We start from the raw sequence: 18782 nt of genomic DNA on the forward strand, positions 1-18782 counted from the left end.
ACCCGCCTACTCTAACGCCAATCGGCTACACCGTCAGGTAGCGCCGGACAAGATCGTCCCCCAGCTCGTCCATACGGCCGTCCGCCACCGAACGACCGCGGTCGAGGATGACGAATTGATCCGCGGTGCGACGGGCGAAGGGCAGCTTCTGCTCAACCAACAGCACGGTCATCGCCTGATCGCGGTTCAATCGCTGAATCACTTCACCGATCTCGCGGACGATATTGGGCTGAATGCCCTCGGTGGGTTCATCGAGGATCAGCAGCCGGGGCTCCAGACACAATGCCCGCCCAATCGCCAGCTGCTGCTGTTGGCCGCCGGAAAGATCACCACCCCGGCGGTGGCGCATATCATGGAGCACCGGAAACAGCTCATGGACGAGCGTCGGGATGTCACGGCGCCCTACCGACGTCCGGGCGACCCGCAGGTTCTCTTCCACGCTGAGCAGGGGGAAGATCTCGCGGCCCTGGGGGACATAACCGATGCCCCCACGGGCGCGCTGCTCGGCAGGTCGCGACTCGATGCGGCGACCATCGAACTCGATCTCCCCCGACGCTGCCGGCAGCAGGCCCATCACCGTCTTAAGCACCGTAGTCTTGCCGACGCCGTTCCGGCCCATCAGGCAGGTACAGCCCTGGGCCGGGACCTCGCAGTCCACATCCCAGAGGGTATGGCTCTCGCCGTAGTACTGATTCAGCTTGCGTATCGACAGCATGCGCTAGTCTCCGAGATACACCTCGACCACGCGGGGGTCGGCCTGGACGGTATCCATGGACCCCTCGGCAAGGACCGAGCCCTGGTGAAGGACGGTAACCGTGCGAGCGATGGAGCGCACAAAGTCCATGTCATGCTCAACCACCACCACCGAGTGGCGACCCGCAAGACGCTGCAGCAGCTCGCCGGTGCGGTCCATTTCCTGATGCGTCATGCCGGCGACCGGCTCATCGACCAGCAGCACCTGGGGGTTCTGCATGAGCAGCATGCCGATCTCCAGCCATTGCTTCTGGCCGTGGGAGAGCTGCCCGGCACGCGAATGCCCCGCCGACTGCAGCCCGATCTCGGTGAGCACCGAATCGATACGATCCCGCGATTCACCGTCGAGATGTTGGCGCAGCGTGGACCAGACACCGCGCGGGCCCGCCATGGCCAGTTCCAGGTTCTCGACCACCCGATGCTCAGGGAATACCGTCGGTTTCTGGAATTTCCGGCCGATGCCGGCACGACTAATGTCTGTCTCCTGCATGCGCAGCAGATCCAGGCGCTGGCCCAGCCAAGCCTGCCCCTGATCGGGCTGGATGCGGCCGGTGATGACGTCCATCATGGTGCTCTTGCCGGCGCCATTGGGCCCAATGATGCAGCGCAGCTCGCCGACATCGATGTACAGGGTCAGGGCATCCAGCGCCCTGAACCCGTCGAAGCTGACGGTGATGTCCTCGAGGTAGAGGATCGGGCCGTGGCGGGTATCCACGCGCCCCGCCTCGAGGGGGTCCGGCATCATGAAGTCAAATACCCGATCCCGGCGCATGACCTCGCGCGGTCTGTCCAGCAGGCTCATGAGCGATCCTCCCGGCGCCTTAAAAGCCCCACCAGTCCACGCGGGAAAAACATGGTGACCGCGACAAACAGCCCACCCAGGGCGAACAGCCAGAGCTCGGCGATCATCGCCGTCAACAGCGTCTGGGCATAATTGACCAGCGCGCCCCCCAGTGCCGCGCCGTAAAGCGTGCCGCGACCGCCCACCGCCACCCAGACCACGATCTCAATCGAGTTGAGCGGTGAGAATTCGCTCGGATTGATGATCCCCACCTGGGGGACATAAAGCGCCCCGGCCACTCCGGCCAGCATCGCCGAGAGGGTCCAGATCCAGAGTTTGTAGTGATCGGTGCGATAGCCCAGCGAGCGTGTGCGTGGCTCGGCATCGCGCACGGCACGGACGACACGGCCGGCCCGCGAGCGGACCACCATGCGACAGAGCAGATAGGCCAGTCCAAGCGCGAGCGCTGAGGCCACGAACAGCGCCAGGCGTGTCTGGGGATCGGAGAGACTGAACCCCAGGATATCCTTGAAGTCGGTCAGGCCGTTGTTGCCGCCGAATCCCATCTCATTACGGAAAAACGCCAGCATGAAGGCATAGGTCATCGCCTGGCTGATGATGGACAGATACACCCCGGTGACCCGCGAACGGAACGCGAGCCAGCCAAAGATGAAGCCGAACACACCGGGCACCAGCAGAGCCATCAGTGCGGCAAACCAGAACTGATCAAAGCCGTACCAGAACCACGGCAACTGCTCCCAGCCCAGAAAGACCATGAAATCCGGCAGCACCGGATCGCCATAGACACCGCGGTCGCCGATCTGGCGCATCAGGTACATGCCCATGGCATACCCACCCAGGGCAAAGAACGCGCCATGCCCCAGGCTGAGAATGCCCGCATAGCCCCACACCAAATCGAGGGCCAGCGCCAGCAGGGCGAAGCACAGATAGCGGCCGAGCAGATTGACCGTGTAGTCGCTCACATGAAACGGCGACGACGGCGATACCCCCTGGTTGAGGATCGGTATCACGACAATCAGTACCGCGAGCGCACCCAGCAGTATCCGGCCACCCATGTCGCCATGCAGCAGCCGCCGCCAGGGGCGCTCGGGAATCAGCCGGGTGGCCGAGGATTGCGGGGTCGCCATGCCTCAGCCCTCCGATGCCGCGCGACCACGCTGGGGGAACAGTCCCTGCGGGCGGCGTTGGATGAACAGGATCACGAACACCAGAACCAGCACCTTGGCGAGAACGGCGCCGGTTTCGGGCTCGAGGAACTTATTGAGCACGCCCAGCGACAGCCCGCCGACCAGCGTGCCCCAGAGACTGCCGGCGCCCCCGAACACCACCACCAGGAATGAGTCGATGATGTAGGCCTGACCCATATTGGGGCCGACATTGGTGATCTGCGACAGCGCGACACCGGCAAGGCCGGCGACCCCCGCCCCCAGGCCGAAGGTCAGTGCATCAATGCGCGATGAACTGACCCCCACGGCCCGCGCCATGGCGCGGTTCTGTGACACCGCCCGCACCTTGAGGCCCAGCGTGGTGCGCTTGAACAGCAACAGCAGCAACCCGAACACCAGAAACGCGAACGCAATCACATAGAGCCGGTTGAGCGTCAGGCTGAGGGCCGCATTGACCTCGATGGCGCCGCTCATCCAATCTGGCGTACTCACCTGGCGGTTGAGTGGCGAGAACACCGTCCGCACCAGCTGCTGGAGGATCAGGCTGATACCGAAGGTGGCGAGCAGCGTCTCGAGCGGCCGCCCGTACAGAAACCGGATGACTCCGCGTTCGATGGCCACGCCAAACACCCCGGTGACCAGGAAGGCCGCCGGAATCGCGACGAACAGCGAATAATCGATTGCATTGGGCATCAGCAGCTGGACCACATAGGTGGTGTAGGCGCCGAGCATGATCAGTTCGCCGTGCGCCATGTTGATGACGCCCATCACCCCGAAGGTGATGGCCAGCCCGAAAGCGGCGAGCATGAGGACCGATCCCGCCGACAGACCAAAGAATATCTGCTCGCCCAGTCCCCAGAGATCCCGCCGCTCCTCTATGCCGGTGAGGATCTCAGCGGCACGGGCCTGGACGGCCGGATCGGGGTCGTTTTCCGCCAGCCGGCGCACCTCATTGCGCACCCGATTGCGCAGCGAGCCATCCAGTGTCTCCAGCGCTTCCAGCCGGATCGCCGCCTCAGGGGCATCAAGACGCGCCAGCCCAATCGCCAACGACATATCCCGGCGAATCGCATCGACGGGCTCTTCCGCGACGAGGCCCTCCATGCGCTCGGCAATCGCCGGGTCGGAGGATTCCAGCAGACGCTCGACCGCCTCGCTGCGCGCCTGGCGATCGGGGCTGGAGAGTCCCGCCAGCGCCAGCATCTTGCGCGCTTCGGTGCGAACCGCGTTGTTGATGCTCACCCGGCGGATTTCGTACTGCGAGGCCTCGCCGACCCGATCGCCACTGAGCGGATCGGTCACCGCAAACCCCGAATCAAGGCTGTCGGCGATGACGATCTCACCACCCCCGATCCGAAAGTACAGCCGGCTGTCGAGAAGGGCCTGCAGCACGGGCACTGCCCGCGGGTGGCCACTCTCAGCAATCGTGCGGACCGCCGCTGCCTTGTCATCAAAACTTCCCTCATTGAGCTGGCGCAGACTCGAGACCAACGCCTCGTCATCCGCCGCCCCGGCGGGCGACGCCGTCAGACCCAGGGCCATGAGCAGACTGACCAGCATGCATCGGGCAAAGCGTTTCATGAATGATCCCTCAAGGCGCTGCCCCACCGGCGGCGGGGCAGCGTCACCATGGTCAGTCGCCGTAGTCCTGACCTGAACACACGCCGGTCTCGACGTTGTAGTTGCCGCAGAGCAACGGTGCCCGCCAGCTGGCGATGATGTCGCTGCTCTCGGGGAGATAGTCTGACCAGGCATCACCGGCCACTTCGCCGTTGGTTTCCCAGACCACCGAGAACTGCCCATCAGGCTGGATCTCGCCGATCATCACCGGCTTGGTGATGTGGTGGTTGGGCATCATGGTGGCGTAGCCGCCGGTGAGATTGGGGACGGTCACGCCGATGATCGCGTCCTGCACCGCTTCAACGTCGGTTGTACCGGCCCGGCGCACGGCCTCGACCCACATGTTGAAGCCGATGTAATGGGCCTCCATCGGATCGTTGGTGACCGTCGAGGTATCGTCCTTGAACTCATGCCACGCCTGGATGAACTCGACGTTCTCCGTGGTCGGCGCGCTCATGAAGTAGTTCCACGCCGACATGTGACCGACCAGCGGTTCGGTATCGATTCCGGCAAGCTCCTGCTCACCCACCGAAAAGGCCACGACCGGAATATCCGAGGCGGAGACGCCCTGGTTGGCCAGCTCGGTGTAGAACGGCACGTTGGCGTCACCATTGATGGTCGAGACGATGGCGGTCTTCTCACCCTGGCCACCAAAGTCGCGCACATCCGAGACGATGCTCTGCCAGTCGGAATGCCCGAACGGCGTGTAGTTGATCATGATGTCTTCCTCGGCCACCCCGTTATCCATGAGGTACTGCTCGAGGATCTTGTTGGTGGTGCGGGGATAGACATAGTCGGTCCCCAGCAGCGCGAAGCGCTCCACGTCAAGCTCATCCATCAGGTAATCAACCGCGGGAATGGCCTGCTGGTTGGGCGATGCGCCCAGATAGAAGACGTTCTCGGAGGATTCCTCGCCCTCATACTGCACCGGATAGAAGAGCAACCCATTGAGCTCTTCGAACACCGGCAGGACGGACTTTCGCGAAACCGATGTCCAGGTGCCGAAAACCACATCAACCTCATCGTCCGCCAGCAGCTGCCTTGCCTGCTCGGCGAATCGCGGCCAGTCCGAGGCCGGGTCCACGACCACCGGTTCAATTTCGCGTCCAAGCAGGCCGCCGTTCTCGTTCTGCTGCTCGATGAGCATCTCGACGGTTTCCTTGAGGGCCGTCTCACTGATCGCCATCGTGCCGGAGAGTGAATGCAGGATGCCGACCTTGATCGGATCCTCCTCCTGGGCCAGTGCGCTGTTGCCTCCCAGCCCAAGCGCCAGAACGCCAGCGGCAAGCGTACTTGCCACGCCGTTATGCAGTCGCTTCTTTGCGTACATGCGTGAACTCCTTTGAAGTGAATCATCAGGCCGACCATCGGCCTGTTCACTGGATAGCAATTAACGTGCCAGCTGTTCGGGGCACCGCCCGGCAGGCGTCAACCGGTGTCGCATGCGCCACACTGGTGCGGCCGCGACCGGCGATTCCCGCTCGTAGTGCAGGCTAGGCCACCGAGCGGGCCAGCATGCCCTCCCGCAGTATGAATTCGATGATGCCCTCAACGCCCTCTCCGGCGGCGATGCTCGCAAGCTGGAACGGGGCCTCGCCGCGCATCATGCGGCTGTCACGGGCCATCACGTCGAGCGACGCCCCCACCTGCGGCGCGAGGTCGGTCTTATTGATGACCAGCAGGTCAGAGCGTGTGATACCGGGGCCGCCCTTGCGCGGGATCTTGTCGCCGGCCGATACATCGATGACGTACAGGGTCAGATCGGAGAGTTCCGGCGAGAACGTGGCCGAGAGGTTGTCGCCACCACTTTCAATGAACACCACATCGAGATCACCAAAGCGCGCCTGCAGATCGGCGACCGCGGTGAGGTTCATTGACGCATCCTCGCGGATGGCGGTATGCGGACACCCACCCGTTTCAACGCCGACGATGCGCCCGCTGGGCAATGCCTCGTGGCGCGAGAGAAACTCGGCATCCTCGCGGGTGTAGATATCATTGGTGACCACGGCAAGCGACAGGCGCTCGCGAAGCGCCCGGCACAGCGCCAGCGTAAGGGCGGTCTTGCCGGATCCGACCGGTCCACCGATACCGACGCGCAGCGGAGTGGGATTATCTGTCATGACGGGTCATCCTCCGGAATTATGATCGTTCAGCTGCGGAACAGCCGTGAGTACTGGACCTCGTGCCAGCCGCTGGCCAGGCTGACGCCTGGGGTGGTGGCACCAATGGATTCATCATCGAGGGCAGCGGCGTTGTCGACGGCCCCGGGGATGGCGTCCGCGATACGAAGCAGCGCACGCTGACCGGCGCTCTGCCCCAGGGGGACGAGCTTGACCGCCGCCGCCACCTGATTCTCGGACCAGGCCCAGGCATAGCCGAGAGCCGCCTGATCCATGCCGATGGACCAGCGCGCGGTGGCCAGTGCGAAGGCGGTGGCCCAGGTGACATTGCGGTCACGGTCGAAAGTGAGCGCCTCGCTGATCCCGAACTCGCCGAGCAGCCGCATCAGTGCCCGGCCGATGTGAATATCCTCGGCGCGCAGCTCAGCGGTTTCCCGGGCCGCGAGCAGACGAGCGGTCCAGACCTCGACCGCCGGGCGGTCGTCGCGCTGCCAGGCGGCCTGCAGACGCGCCAGTACGGGCAGATCAAGCGCCCCGATCCCGCTCTGCAACTGGCCGCCAACCCAATCAACCAGCGACGGCTCATCGCCGACCCAGCCCTGCTCAATGGCGGTTTCCAGGCCCGCCGAATAAGCGTAGGCGCCCACCGGCAGTGTCGGGCTCAGCAGCTGCCAAAGCCGCAGCGTTCGGGCATCAACGCCCTCAACCATGATGGTGACCACCGCCGGCGTAGGCCCCGGACTCGGGTTGGAAAGGGGCGGTTTCATGAGTGGGCTCAGCGCCGAGCCCGCGCACCATTTCATTGAGCACATGGTCATGGCGGTAGCGCAGGTAGCCCTTGGCCACTTCCAATGGCGTATGCCGATTACCCAGGTGATAGGCGGCCCGCAGCAGCACCAGCGGGTCGTCCGAGCGCACCGTGCTGACCGGCTCGGGCGCGGCCTCGACGCGGTAGATCCGGCCGGTGTCGTCAGCCAGTCCATCACCCGCGCGCAGGGCCGCCCCCCCGCGCTCAAGGATCACGCCGATGACCTCGCCATTATCCAGCGTGGCCCGAAACCGCGAGCGCTCACGTTGCTCGATGGTCAGGACCAGCGTGCCGACCACATCCTGATCCGCCGCGAGGGCCCCGAGCCGTTGTGTCAGTGTCTCCATGACAGCCCCTCAGAAAAGGAAATAGCGCTGTGCAAGCGGTAGCTCCACCGCCGCTTCGCAGGTCAGCAGCTCGCCATCGGCGCGGACCTCGTAGGTCTGCGGGTCGACACTGACCTCGGGCTGCCAGTCATTGAGCTTCATATCGGCCTTCCCCACGTCGCGGCAGTCCTTGACCGCCACCAGGCGCTTGTCGAGGTCCAGTCGCCCGCCGATGCCCGCTTCGATCGCGGCCTGGGAACAGAAAGTCACCGCGGTCTCGGCCACCGCCGCACCATGGGCGCCGAACATGCCCCGGTAATGCACCGGCTGCGGCGTGGGGATCGACCCGTTGGGATCCCCCATCGGCGCGGCGGCGATCATGCCGCCCTTGACGATCGTGCCCGGCTTGGCGCCGAAGAAAGCGGGCTTCCAGAGCACCAGATCAGCCAGCTTGCCCACCTCCAGCGATCCCACCTCGTGGGCGATACCGTGTGCGATCGCCGGATTGATGGTGTATTTGGCGACGTAGCGCCGGGCCCGCAGGTTGTCATGCCGATCGTTGTCCTCAGCGAGTGGCCCGAACTGCACCTTCATCTTGTGGGCGGTCTGCCAGGTGCGGGTGATCACCTCGCCGACCCGACCCATGGCCTGCGAGTCGGACGCGATCATCGAGAACGCACCGCGGTCGTGGAAGATGTCCTCGGCGGCGATAGTCTCGCGCCGGATCCGCGATTCCGCAAAGGCGACATCCTCGGGGATGGCCGGGTCGAGATGGTGGCAGACCATGAGCATGTCCAGATGCTCATCGATGGTGTTGCGGGTGTACGGGCGCGTCGGATTAGTGGACGACGGCAGAACGTTGGACTGCCCGCAGGCGCGGATGATGTCGGGGGCGTGGCCGCCGCCCGCGCCTTCCGTATGATAGGTGTGAATGGTCCGTCCTTTGAAAGCCGCAAGGGTGTCCTCGACGAACCCGGACTCGTTCAGGGTATCGGTATGAATGGCCACCTGGACGTCGTACTGCTCCGCGATGTCGAGCGCGTTATCGATCGCCGCCGGCGTCGTCCCCCAGTCCTCATGCAGCTTGAGCCCCATCGCCCCGGCCTGCATCTGCTCATGCAACGCCTCGGGCAGGCTCGCGTTGCCCTTGCCCATGAAACCGAGATTCATCGGGAAGGCCTCGGCGGCCTGCAGCATCCGGTGGATATTCCACGCGCCCGGCGTGCAGGTGGTGGCATTGGTACCAGTCGCCGGACCGGTGCCGCCGCCCAGCATGGTGGTCACGCCCGACATCAGCGCCTCTTCAATCTGCTGTGGGCAGACGAAGTGGATATGCGCATCAATGCCCCCGGCCGTCACGATGCTGCCCTCGGCGGCGAGCACCTCAGTGCCGGGGCCGATCACGATGTCGACGTGGGGCTGGGTATCGGGGTTGCCGGCCTTGCCGATGCCCGCAATCCGGCCGTCACGGACCCCGATGTCAGCTTTATAGACACCGGTGTAGTCAATGATCAGGGCGTTGGTGATGATCAGATCGACGGCGGTTTCATTATCACGTTGACTCTGGCCCATGCCGTCGCGGATGACCTTACCGCCCCCGAACTTCACTTCATCGCCGTAGCAGGTCAGATCCCGCTCGACTTCGACGAACAGATCGGTATCCCCCAGCCGGACGCGATCGCCGGTGGTCGGGCCATACATCTCGGCATAGGCCGATCGCTCAATCGAGGTCATTCCAACTCCCCCATGACTGCGGCGCGAAAGCCATAGATCGCGCGATCACCGGCGTAGGCCACCAGCTCGACCTCGCGGGACTGCCCCGGCTCAAACCGCACGGCGGTGCCGGCCGGGATGTTGAGCCGGTGGCCGAGCGCGGCGTCGCGATCAAACTCCAGCGCCGGATTGACTTCGTGGAAATGGTAGTGGGATCCGACCTGAATCGGCCGGTCACCGGCGTTCGCCACTCGGACGGTCAGGGTCTCCCGCCCCGCGTTGAGCGCGATCTCGCCGGCCGCCGTGATCACCTCGCCGGGAATCATGATGACACCGCGTGGCCGTCATCGGCCGCTTCAGCAATGGGGTCGTGAATCGTCACCAGCTTGGTCCCGTCGGGGAAAGTCGCCTCGACCTGGACCTCGCTGAGCATTTCCGGGATGCCGGGCATGACCTGCTCGCGGCTCAGCAGCTGCGTCCCCTCGCTCATCAGTTCGGCCACGCTGCGGCCATCGCGCGCGCCCTCGACGATGGCGTTGGCGATGTAGGCCATCGATTCCGGGTAGTTCAGTCGAACCCCCCGATGCAGGCGCCGCTCGGCGACCATCGCGGCGGTGGCGAGCATCAGCTTGTCCTTTTCTCTCGGCGTGAGTTGCATGCGTCCTCCTCAGGTATTCCAGATTCGGGGCCGACACATCGGCCGCCCCATCAACAAGGGGCGCAACGCCGCCCAGAGGCGCTCGCGCAGGGCATATCCCTCAAGCGCGCCCGCCCCCCGCCAGCGTACGACCAGCAGATCCTCCAGTCGGGTCGCCGAGGCCTCGCCCGGCATTGCGGCCAACACCCCACGCGCCGCCGTCAGTGCATCGGCATCCGCCGGGCCGGCCACCAGGGTGGCGAAGGCCGGCTGGCCGTTAAGGCCCCAAGGCGCGTCCACCGCGCGGCGACCGCCCTCGATACGGGCATGTTCCAGCAGCACCGGCCGTCCCTCGCGCCAGACCTCGAGACGCTGGCGGAGCGATCCCGACTCGAACGGCAGCCCGCCGGCCGGACGGCCCAGGCAGTTCAGCTCCCAGGCAAAGCAGCGGCTGTCAGCACCCAGATCAATACGGGTCAATGCCTCGACGATCGCCCCCGAGAACACGATCTGCTCCTGGGGCAGCCACTCCAGTGTCGCCCCGGGGGCGACGCGCAGGTTCTGGCGCAGCGTCGCCGTGCGGCCCAGACTGCGGTAGAACTTGGTGGCACCGGGCGTCGTCAACAGGGCCCATGCCCCCTCCCGGACATCGGCGTCGAGGCTGATCCGATCACCCCCCACCACACCACCGGGGGGATGCAGGACATAGCTATGGCAGGGGGCGCCCTCAGGGTGAAAGCTTCGCTGCACCCGCAACGGCCCTTCATGGCGCCGCCGCGCCAGCACGGTGCGGGCGGGGGTGGGCACGAAGGCGAGATCGAGCCGCGCCCGCCATCCTGGATCGGGGGCTGCCGGTGCCACCGCCGCCATTTAAACGGCGCCTGCGATCAGCCCGGTGCCAATCAAAGCGAACGCCGCCGCGGTACCGGCCAGCGACAACGCCGCCGGCGCACGACGGGCGTGCCGGAACCGGGCACTGCCCACCACTGCAACGATGGCCAGCAGCAACGCGCCCACTCCGAGCATGGCCGGGGACATGCCCAGCACGTGGCCGGTGTCGGCGATGTGCCAGTGGAAGAACATCAGGCCGTGGCCGGTCTGCTCAGCGCTGTGGGCCCACGTCGCCGAGCTGGCGAGCAGCCCGGCAAGGAAGACGACGAGTGGATTCCGATGCATGCTTGACTCCCTGATCGTGGTGATTGAGTAACGCCTCGCAATATGCAATTCGCTTGCCAAGCATCAGATCGGGGCAGAAACTCGCACAGCAATCACCACCGGTGCAGTTTTTTGCACCAAACCGGCTCATTTGGCACCAAATTGATGCAAATCGACTGACTCAAGGAGCGGCCTGCCCCACGATCCATCTGTTGACTACCGGCTGCACCATGACGACGTCCTCAATCGCCCGTCGCAAGCACGCCAGCACCAGCCATGCGGCCGGGAACGATCGTCCTGCATCAACCCGAAGAGTTGACCGGACAACCGGGTGAGATCGCGCTGAACGGTCCGCTCAGTGGTCGGATAACCCTGATCCTTCAGGTAAGCCAGCAGCTCACGGACAGTAATCTTTCTCGGATGCCGCGGAATACGCCGCAACATAACCCAGTGACGCAACAGCGTGTCGGTCATTCCTTTGCCTCCTCGAGCGCTGGCAGGTTAAATAACAGCGATACCAAATCTCGGTTCACGTAATAGTTCTGTCGGCCAAGCCGATGCTTCTCGAGGATGCCGTCCGAGGCCAACGCATCCAGATACCGAGTGGCTGTTGCCCGCGACACCCCTAAATCCTGCTCGAGAAACGCGACCTTCGTGTAGGGATGTCGAAAGATGTTGTTGATCAAATCCTGGCTATAGAAGCGATGCCGCTGTCGAATAATGTGCTTATGTGAATGCAGCAAGTCCCCAGTCGCCTCCACCAGTCGGGTTGTATGGCTCGCCGTTACTGCGACGCCCTCTAGCAGGTAAACCAGCCAACGTTCCCAGTCACCCGTGTTACTCACATGCTGCAACTCCGTGTAGTACCGCACCTTGGTTTGGTTGATATAACGGCTAAGGTAGAGGATTGGAGAGTCCAGCAACCCTTCACGAACCAGTGCCAGAACATTAACGATGCGTCCGGTCCGGCCATTACCATCGTAAAACGGGTGAATGCGCTCGAACTGATGGTGGGCGACCGCCATCCGGATCAACGGATCGGAAGGTGCCTCATCATGGAGATAGCTCTCAAGCTGAGACATCAGCTCAGGAACCCGCTCTGGCGATGGTGGCTGATAAACCACCTCGCCGGTCTGCTCGTTCCTAAGCACAGTGCCCGGTGTTCTTCGAAAGCCCGCGGTGTTCCCCTCGAGGACAGCCTGAATGTCGATGATCGTGTTGACGGTTAACAGGCCTGTCCGGCGTACCGCCTGCAGACCGACCAGCAAGCCATCGACATAACGCGCCACCTCCTTGGTCGCTGGGTCCGCTTGTGACGGCTGGACTTGCTGGCGATAGAGCGCATCCTGAGTCGTAATAATGTTCTCAATCGCGGAGCTGCTCTGCGCCTCCTGAAGAGAGAGCGTTGAGACAAGCAGACCTTCGTTGGGAATCGTCTTGGCCACCCCTTTCAACTCTGCGAGGCTTCGATGGGCCGCCACAAGCGCGCGCATGACCGGCAATGTCTCGAGTGACTGTCGGGGCGGAAAGTATTCATCGATCGCTAAAGCCATCACCCGCTCCCTTAGTCTGCAAAAACTGCTCAAAAAACGGATTATTTGATCAGGATAAGGCTTAACTTCTCACAAACCGTTGAAATTGAACAGCCCAGCCTGGGCGGTAGGATCAAAACCTACTCAGGGGCTGCTCAGCGGGGGCAACTGTAATTCGATCGCCTCGCGCATGCTCTCATGCGCCTCAGTAAGCTTGAGTGCCTCGCCGAGCGACTCGGCAGGCTCGTCGACGGTAAAGCCCGGATCATCGGTGGCAATCTCAAAGAGCATCCCACCGGGTTCCCGGAAATACACCGAGCGGAAATAGAACCGGTCCACCTCGCCCGAGCACGGCATCCGCGTGGCCTGCACGCGCTCGACCATCTCGAGCAGCGCCGGGCGATCCGGCACCCGAAAGGCCACATGATGGACCGTGCCGTATCCCGGCTGCCCTGGCGCAACGTCATGAAGCAGGTGGAGTTGATCGCCCGGGCCACCGTCCGCGCTGTGAAAGACGCGTCCCTCGTCGTCAGCTTGTGCCTCGGTATACCCAAGCAGCTCGGTGAGCACGCGGGCCGTCGCCTCCGGGCGATGACTCGAGAGCGTCATCCCAGCGAAGCCCCGAATGGCCATGCCCGGCTCGATGCCCGCCTCTGATTGGCCCATCAGCGCCAGCGGCAGGCCATCCGGGTCGCGAAACCGCACCATTGGCGCGCCGGTTGCGGCCGATGCCTGCTCCACAGCGACCCCGGCCGACGCCAGTCGCGCACGCCAGTCATCCAGCGCCGCCACCGGCACCGCAAACCGCGTCTCAAGCGGCTGGCCACGCCCGGGCTGCCCCGCGGGCACACCGGGGAAGGGGAAAAACGTCATCGCCGTGCCCGGGCGGCCTAGGGCATCCCCGTAATACAGGTGATAGGTAAACGGATCGTCCTGATTGACGGTCTTTTTCACCAGACGCAGTCCGAGCACGCCGGCATAGAAATCAAGATTGCGCTGTGGATCGGCAGCAACCGCAGTGATGTGGTGAAGGCCGTTGACTGGGTTCATTCGGCCAGCCTAACAAACTGGCGCCAAATGGCGCCCAAGCTCACTGCGCCTCGGCAATCAATTCGGCGTCGTCGTTCGCCGGCTTATTCACCCGCGTATCCACGGGCCAGGCCGTGAGCGCACTGGGGTCTAGGGCGCGAGTCACCGCCCTCACCTCATCGCGCGTTTTACGAGCGGGGTCCAGCCAATGCCGCAGGCAGGCCTGATCCAGCACCACCGGCATACGCGGGTGGATATGCCGAATTGAGGGCGCGGCGGGCTGGGTGATGATGGCAAAGGACCCTCCGCTATCCTCCCGCGGCGGGTCATAGAGACCGGCGAAGAACAGCAGCGGGGCCGCGGTGGTTACGTAATACGGTGTCTTCGCGCCCTCCGCCTTTTGCCACTCGTACCACCCCGAAGCGGGCACCACGCAGCGATACCGGGCAAACGCATCCCGGAAAAACGGTGACACCGCCGCCTTTTCGGCCCGGGCGTTGATGGGCTGTGGTGCGTCATCCCCCGCCCAGACTGGCCGATATCCCCACGCCAGCTGATCCAACGCCACATCGCCCTCGCCGTCCGCATGCGCGACCCACTGCCGAGTACCGGGTGGGATATTAAAGGACGGCGTCACATCGGGCGCCTCGGATGTGCCGAGGGCTTGGGCGATGTCCGCGCCCTTGGCGTTTAGAACGTAGCGGCCGCACATTGGTCTGACAGTCTGCACCGGTGAATATCTTGCGCTTATCTTATGACACCGCCCCTGCGCATTACACGGAGATGCGATGACCCGCACACTCACCGCCCTGCTGCTTACGCTCACCCTCGCGGCCTGTTCGCGGGTGGAGCTTGCCTATGAGAACGCCGACTGGCTCGGCGCCTGGCGGGTGGGGAGCTATCTTGAGCTGGATCGCGAACAACGCGGCCGGCTGCGTGAGGGCATGGCTGCCTACCAGGCCTTTCACCGGAATCACCGACTGCCCACGCTGAATGGGCAACTCGATACCGTGGAAGCCCTCATCGCAGACCCCGATCCTGCGCGAGCGGACGTCGAGCAGGTGTTTGTCGACAGTGAGCAGATCCTTCGGACCACGGTCAGCGACATGATTCCGCTAGCCGCGGAAATCCTGCGGGATCTGGATGCCGCCCAAATCGATGCCCTGGAGGGCACCCTCGCCGAGGGCCGGGAAGACTATCTCGATCGCATGGCCAACGGGCGCGAGGCGCAGGTCATCGAGCGCACCGAATCCTGGGTGGGCACGCTCACCGAGGCGCAGACGCAAACGCTCGAGGGCTGTGTGGCCGACATGCCGGATGTCGCCAACGAGTGGTCGGCCTGGCGTCAGCAAACCGAGGAGGACTTCCTCGCTCTGCTGCGCGACGACGCCCCTCAGGAGAAGGTCGAAGATTTCCTTCAGGCCTGGCTGCTTGAGGACGAGGCGCGCTCCCCCGCCCTACAGGATTATCGGGCCACCAGCCGAGCGCTCTGGGGGCGCTGCACCCATACCCTGATCACCAGCCTGACCCCAGATCAGCGCAACAGCGCCCGCGAGCGCCTTGCCGGGTACCGCGGCGATCTAGAGACGGTGGCCGCGCGGTAGACGAATAAACCAACACCCATGCACCCAGGTGCGGCGCTGAAAGTCTTTCGGAATGGACCACGCCGTGCGGTCTTCGATGCTGAACTGCTCGTGCAGCGCCGGGTCGAGCTTGAAGCCTTTGCGGTTGATCGAAAAAATCAGCAAGCCGTCCTCACTTAGGCACGCAGCCGCCGCCTGAATCAGCGCCACATGATCGCGCTGAATATCCAACTGACCGGCCATGCGCTTTGATCTGGAAAAACTCGGTGGGTCTAAAAAGATCAGGTCATACCGCTGATCACAGTGCTGCAGCCAGCCCATCACATCCGCTTGAACCAGCGCATGCACGGGGCTGTTGAGTTGATTGCGATTGAGGTTTTGCTGCAACCAGGCGAGATAAGTCTTTGATAAATCGACACTGGTGGTGCTGGCCGCGCCACCCAGCCCCGCATGCACCGTGGCGGCGCCCGTGTAGGCGTACAGGTTCAGAAAATGCTGATCTTTGGCCTGCTCACCAATCCACTGCCGGACCGGCCGATGATCCAGAAACAAGCCCGTGTCCAGGTGATCAGTAAGGTTGACGAGCAGGCGGCAGGGCCCTTCCTGCACCTCCAGATACTGGCCTTGTTCGGCCAGGCGCTGAACCTGCTGCCCGCCGCGCTGGCGCTGACGGACTTTATAAACGAGCTTTGACGTTGACGTGTCGAGTGCGCCAGGCAACACGCTCAACGCGGCGCGCAAGCGGGCCTGCGCCTTGCCGGTATCCACCGTGGCGGGGGCGGCATACTCCTGGACATGCAGCCATCGGCCGTCCTCGCTGTTGTACACATCCACGGCCAGGGCGTACTCCGGGATGTCCGCATCGTAGACCCGATAGGCATACACATCCTCACGCGCCAGCCATTTCTTCAATTGCCGCTGGTTTTTATGCAGGCGGTTGACCAGGTCCTGCGCGGGTGTCGCGTCCCCGCCTCCGGCTTGCAACTCAAAGCGCTCGAGGCGGCACTCAATGGGACCATTAAACACCTGCCAACTGCGCTCGGGTTTCAAGCCAAGCGCACAGCCCGAGCCGTTGAGCACCATCGCGCGCCAGCCCGCAAACCGCATCTTCAGGGTCTGGCCGAGGCTCAGGTACAACGGCACCAACTCATGCTGCTCGGCCAGGCGCTGGCCATAAGGTGGGTTGGTGATAACCAGACCGCTTGGCCGATCGGCCGGTCGTTGCAGTTGGCCTACCTCGGCGCACTCCACTTCTACCCCATCGGCCAAACCCGCTCGACGCAGGTGATCGCGGCTGGCAGCGACCGCCTCCTTATCCTGATCAAACCCGAGGATGGTCGGGAGGTTTTCGGCACCGCGCTCCTGGCGCTCCAGCGCTTCGTCGATCAGGGGTTTCCACAGGGCATCATCGTGGCCACGCCAGTGATGAAAACCAAAGCGTGTACGCAACAGACCCGGCGCGGTGTCGGTCGCCATCCACGCCGCCTCGATCAACAGCGTGCCCGAGCCACACATGGGATCAATCAACGCCCCGCCTTGGCCGGCCAGTGCAGGCCAGTCGCCCCGCAGCAGCATCGCGGCCGCCACGTTCTCTTTTAGCGGTGCGCCGCGGCCCTGGCGCCGATAGCCACGCTGATGCAGGCTCTCGCCCGATAAATCAATCGCCACCGTCACCGCCGCGTCCATCATGTGGGCGTTCACCCTCACATCGGGCTGATCGGTGTCCACGGTCGGGCGCGCGCCACTGGCATCCCGCAGCTGATCGACGATGGCATCCTTAACGCGCTGCTGGGCAAATCGGCTGTGGGCGATGCCCGCCCGCACGCCGGTGAAGTCCACCGCCAGCGTGTTCTCCACCCCCAGGTGTGCTGACCAGTCGATGCCCTGCACGCCGGTATACAAGGCCTGTTCGTCTGACGCCTCAAAGCGTGCGATGGGCAGGAGGATGCGGTTGGCGAGCCGTGACCACAAACATGCGCGGTAGGCACCCGCCAGCGATTCGGTGAAAGCGACCCCGCCGCGCTGCACCCGCGCGCTCACCAGGCCGAGTTCGCGCAACTCAGCGGCCAGCAGCTCTTCGAATCCGCGCGGGGCGGTGGCGAAAAAGTCAGTCATTGGGCGTGTGGCTCGGTTGCGCCGGGGCAAGCAGGTGCATGACCAGCCGCACTTCTACCTGCTGGGCATCGTCTTCGAAGATGATTAGATCGCTCATCGTGCAGCCTCTGGGCCGGTCTGAGATGCACCCTCTTCCGCGCTGCCAATCTCCTCAATGAGTTCCACTTTATGGACCTTATCCAGTTTTATGGTCTTACCCGCATGCCAGAGATCATAAGCATCCTGCATGGCCAGCCAACTCTGGGCGGTACGGCCGAGTGCCTTGGAGAGCCTTAACGCCATCTCCGGGCTAATGCCGCTTTGCTGTTTCAAGATCCGATTCAAGGTGGACGGGGACACGTCCAATCGCTCGGCCAGATAACGGCAGCTCAGTCCGTGAGGCTCCATGTACGTCGCCCGAATGAACTCGCCGGGATGTGGAGGGTTATGCATAGCCATCAGTGGTAACGGCGTAATCCTTTGTGCTTGGGTGACAGGATCATCATTCAAAGTGTCGCGTGTTGCGCAACGTTAACCAACTTAACACCAAGAGTGGAAAACACAAGGATTACCGCTGAATTTGAACCATTTCATCGTCTAAGATAAGGATGCAATCAAAGGAAGTATGCAACTCACCATCACCGATGCCAAAGAAAGACTGACTGATCTCGTCCGCAGGGCCGAGGCCGGCGAAGACATTGTGTTGACCCGGCACGGGCATGCCGTTGCGCGACTGGTTGCAATACGTCCTCGCACCTCGGTCAAGGACAGAGCCGCACAGATCGCCGCTATCCGCGCTCGGGCGGCGGAAAAAGTCCTCCCGGGGCCAAGCGCAAGCCGAAGCCAAGACTTCCTGTACGATAAAGGTGGGCAGCCGGAATGATCGTCCTGGTCACCTTCGTTCTGGTGGCGCTACTGCTCAACAAATCCGAAAGCGATGGGTTCGCAGGAGTTGGCGTGCTGGACGCCGCCAAAGCAGTGGCCGCCGCTGATGCCTACGCGAGATGGGGAAAAGGCGCCCATCCAGCGGGGCTTAACTTCGGTGATTGCTTCGCCTACGTCTCTGCCAAGGCCAACAATCTGCCGCTGCTCTTCATTGGCGACGATTTTGCCAGGACCGATGTGCTGTCAGTGCTTTGAAACGATCAACTACGCGTCATCATCCGAGGAACGATTCAGTAGTCGGTCCACGGACTCGTTATGGCGCCTGACGGTGTGGTCGCCCCAGATGATCGCCGCGAGCCAGCACAGGATTGGGCCAATGATCGTTCCCGCGCTCGCAATCGCGACCAGGATCAACACGATGGCCCCCGCCGCGCTCGAGTAGAACACCCCAAGCGGACCAAACAACAACGTCAGGATCGCGGAGGTGGTGCGGGATTTTTGGCGCAGGTTCATGGGGGCTCCGGGGGTTATGCGTATCCGAGAATGACCGAGTGCCTCT

The 18782-nt window shown here is 63.5% G+C and carries 23 protein-coding genes; 3 read left to right on the plus strand and 20 right to left on the minus strand.

Annotated elements, in window-relative coordinates; genetic code table 11:
• Positions 1–25: 25 nt before the first annotated feature.
• The 17 genes from urtE to SPISAL_RS04820 all read right to left on the minus strand — a co-directional run bounded on the left by urtE (position 26) and on the right by SPISAL_RS04820 (position 14373).
• Positions 26–715, minus strand: coding sequence for an urea ABC transporter ATP-binding subunit UrtE (gene urtE, locus SPISAL_RS04745; protein WP_016353332.1), 690 nt, complete (start codon positions 713–715; stop codon positions 26–28).
• A gap of 3 nt (positions 716–718) precedes the next feature.
• Complete coding sequence (urtD, locus tag SPISAL_RS04750; RefSeq protein WP_016353333.1) at positions 719–1555, minus strand: urea ABC transporter ATP-binding protein UrtD; 837 nt, start codon at positions 1553–1555, stop codon at positions 719–721.
• Positions 1552–2682 (minus strand): urea ABC transporter permease subunit UrtC, encoded by a 1131-nt coding sequence (urtC, locus tag SPISAL_RS04755; protein ID WP_016353334.1) that lies wholly within the window; start codon positions 2680–2682, stop codon positions 1552–1554. Before urtC ends, urtD begins: the two co-directional genes overlap by 4 nt.
• A 3-nt stretch (positions 2683–2685) precedes the next feature.
• Positions 2686–4302 (minus strand): urea ABC transporter permease subunit UrtB, encoded by a 1617-nt coding sequence (gene urtB, locus SPISAL_RS04760; RefSeq protein WP_016353335.1) that lies wholly within the window; start codon positions 4300–4302, stop codon positions 2686–2688.
• Between the two features lie 52 nt (positions 4303–4354).
• Positions 4355–5671 carry an urea ABC transporter substrate-binding protein gene (gene urtA, locus SPISAL_RS04765; protein ID WP_016353336.1) on the minus strand — a complete coding sequence of 439 codons (1317 nt, stop codon included), beginning with the start codon at positions 5669–5671 and terminating at the stop codon, positions 4355–4357.
• A gap of 163 nt (positions 5672–5834) precedes the next feature.
• On the minus strand, positions 5835–6461 hold the full coding sequence (gene ureG, locus SPISAL_RS04770; RefSeq protein WP_016353337.1) for an urease accessory protein UreG: 627 nt from the start codon (positions 6459–6461) through the stop codon (positions 5835–5837).
• Positions 6462–6490: 29 nt separating this feature from the next.
• On the minus strand, positions 6491–7228 hold the full coding sequence (locus SPISAL_RS04775) for an urease accessory protein UreF (protein ID WP_245539888.1): 738 nt from the start codon (positions 7226–7228) through the stop codon (positions 6491–6493).
• On the minus strand, positions 7164–7616 hold the full coding sequence (gene ureE / locus SPISAL_RS04780; protein ID WP_016353339.1) for an urease accessory protein UreE: 453 nt from the start codon (positions 7614–7616) through the stop codon (positions 7164–7166). Before ureE ends, SPISAL_RS04775 begins: the two co-directional genes overlap by 65 nt.
• 9 nt (positions 7617–7625) lie before the next feature.
• Positions 7626–9329: an urease subunit alpha gene (ureC, locus tag SPISAL_RS04785; RefSeq protein WP_016353340.1), complete on the minus strand. Its 1704-nt coding sequence runs from the start codon at positions 9327–9329 to the stop codon at positions 7626–7628.
• Positions 9326–9634 carry an urease subunit beta gene (locus SPISAL_RS04790; protein WP_016353341.1) on the minus strand — a complete coding sequence of 103 codons (309 nt, stop codon included), beginning with the start codon at positions 9632–9634 and terminating at the stop codon, positions 9326–9328. The genes ureC and SPISAL_RS04790 overlap by 4 nt, the downstream gene beginning before the upstream one ends.
• Positions 9631–9966 carry an urease subunit gamma gene (locus tag SPISAL_RS04795; protein ID WP_016353342.1) on the minus strand — a complete coding sequence of 112 codons (336 nt, stop codon included), beginning with the start codon at positions 9964–9966 and terminating at the stop codon, positions 9631–9633. Before SPISAL_RS04795 ends, SPISAL_RS04790 begins: the two co-directional genes overlap by 4 nt.
• A gap of 9 nt (positions 9967–9975) precedes the next feature.
• On the minus strand, positions 9976–10815 hold the full coding sequence (locus SPISAL_RS04800) for an urease accessory protein UreD (protein WP_016353343.1): 840 nt from the start codon (positions 10813–10815) through the stop codon (positions 9976–9978).
• Positions 10816–11121: a hypothetical protein gene (locus SPISAL_RS04805; protein WP_016353344.1), complete on the minus strand. Its 306-nt coding sequence runs from the start codon at positions 11119–11121 to the stop codon at positions 10816–10818.
• Between the two features lie 195 nt (positions 11122–11316).
• Positions 11317–11574, minus strand: coding sequence for a hypothetical protein (locus SPISAL_RS08890; RefSeq protein ID WP_187287959.1), 258 nt, complete (start codon positions 11572–11574; stop codon positions 11317–11319).
• On the minus strand, positions 11571–12653 hold the full coding sequence (locus SPISAL_RS04810) for a Fic family protein (RefSeq protein WP_016353345.1): 1083 nt from the start codon (positions 12651–12653) through the stop codon (positions 11571–11573). Before SPISAL_RS04810 ends, SPISAL_RS08890 begins: the two co-directional genes overlap by 4 nt.
• A 123-nt stretch (positions 12654–12776) precedes the next feature.
• Entirely contained in the window at positions 12777–13682 is a 906-nt protein-coding gene (locus tag SPISAL_RS04815) for a ring-cleaving dioxygenase (RefSeq protein ID WP_016353346.1), read from the minus strand.
• A 40-nt stretch (positions 13683–13722) separates the two neighbouring features.
• Entirely contained in the window at positions 13723–14373 is a 651-nt protein-coding gene (locus tag SPISAL_RS04820; protein ID WP_016353347.1) for an SOS response-associated peptidase, read from the minus strand.
• 76 nt (positions 14374–14449) lie between these two features.
• On the opposite strand from SPISAL_RS04820, the gene SPISAL_RS04825 reads away from it, so the two are divergent.
• Entirely contained in the window at positions 14450–15265 is an 816-nt protein-coding gene (locus SPISAL_RS04825) for a DUF6279 family lipoprotein (protein WP_016353348.1), read from the plus strand.
• Here the strand turns inward: SPISAL_RS04825 and rlmKL are convergent.
• Together rlmKL and SPISAL_RS04835 are read right to left on the minus strand one after the other, a co-directional pair.
• On the minus strand, positions 15242–17359 hold the full coding sequence (gene rlmKL, locus SPISAL_RS04830; protein ID WP_016353349.1) for a bifunctional 23S rRNA (guanine(2069)-N(7))-methyltransferase RlmK/23S rRNA (guanine(2445)-N(2))-methyltransferase RlmL: 2118 nt from the start codon (positions 17357–17359) through the stop codon (positions 15242–15244). The genes SPISAL_RS04825 and rlmKL overlap by 24 nt on opposite strands.
• 93 nt (positions 17360–17452) lie before the next feature.
• A complete protein-coding gene (locus tag SPISAL_RS04835; RefSeq protein ID WP_051111889.1) occupies positions 17453–17797 on the minus strand; it encodes a HigA family addiction module antitoxin in 345 nt (114 codons plus the stop codon).
• Between the two features lie 166 nt (positions 17798–17963).
• On the opposite strand from SPISAL_RS04835, the gene SPISAL_RS08825 reads away from it, so the two are divergent.
• Both SPISAL_RS08825 and SPISAL_RS04840 read left to right on the plus strand, forming a co-directional pair.
• Entirely contained in the window at positions 17964–18221 is a 258-nt protein-coding gene (locus SPISAL_RS08825; RefSeq protein WP_016353351.1) for a type II toxin-antitoxin system Phd/YefM family antitoxin, read from the plus strand.
• Positions 18218–18478: a type II toxin-antitoxin system VapC family toxin gene (locus tag SPISAL_RS04840; RefSeq protein WP_016353352.1), complete on the plus strand. Its 261-nt coding sequence runs from the start codon at positions 18218–18220 to the stop codon at positions 18476–18478. Before SPISAL_RS08825 ends, SPISAL_RS04840 begins: the two co-directional genes overlap by 4 nt.
• A 9-nt stretch (positions 18479–18487) precedes the next feature.
• Here the strand turns inward: SPISAL_RS04840 and SPISAL_RS04845 are convergent, their stop codons facing one another.
• Entirely contained in the window at positions 18488–18736 is a 249-nt protein-coding gene (locus SPISAL_RS04845) for a hypothetical protein (protein ID WP_016353353.1), read from the minus strand.
• Positions 18737–18782: the final 46 nt, after the last annotated feature.

Origin of the sequence: Spiribacter salinus M19-40, assembly GCF_000319575.2 — a bacterium.
GTDB lineage: Bacteria > Pseudomonadota > Gammaproteobacteria > Nitrococcales > Nitrococcaceae > Spiribacter > Spiribacter salinus.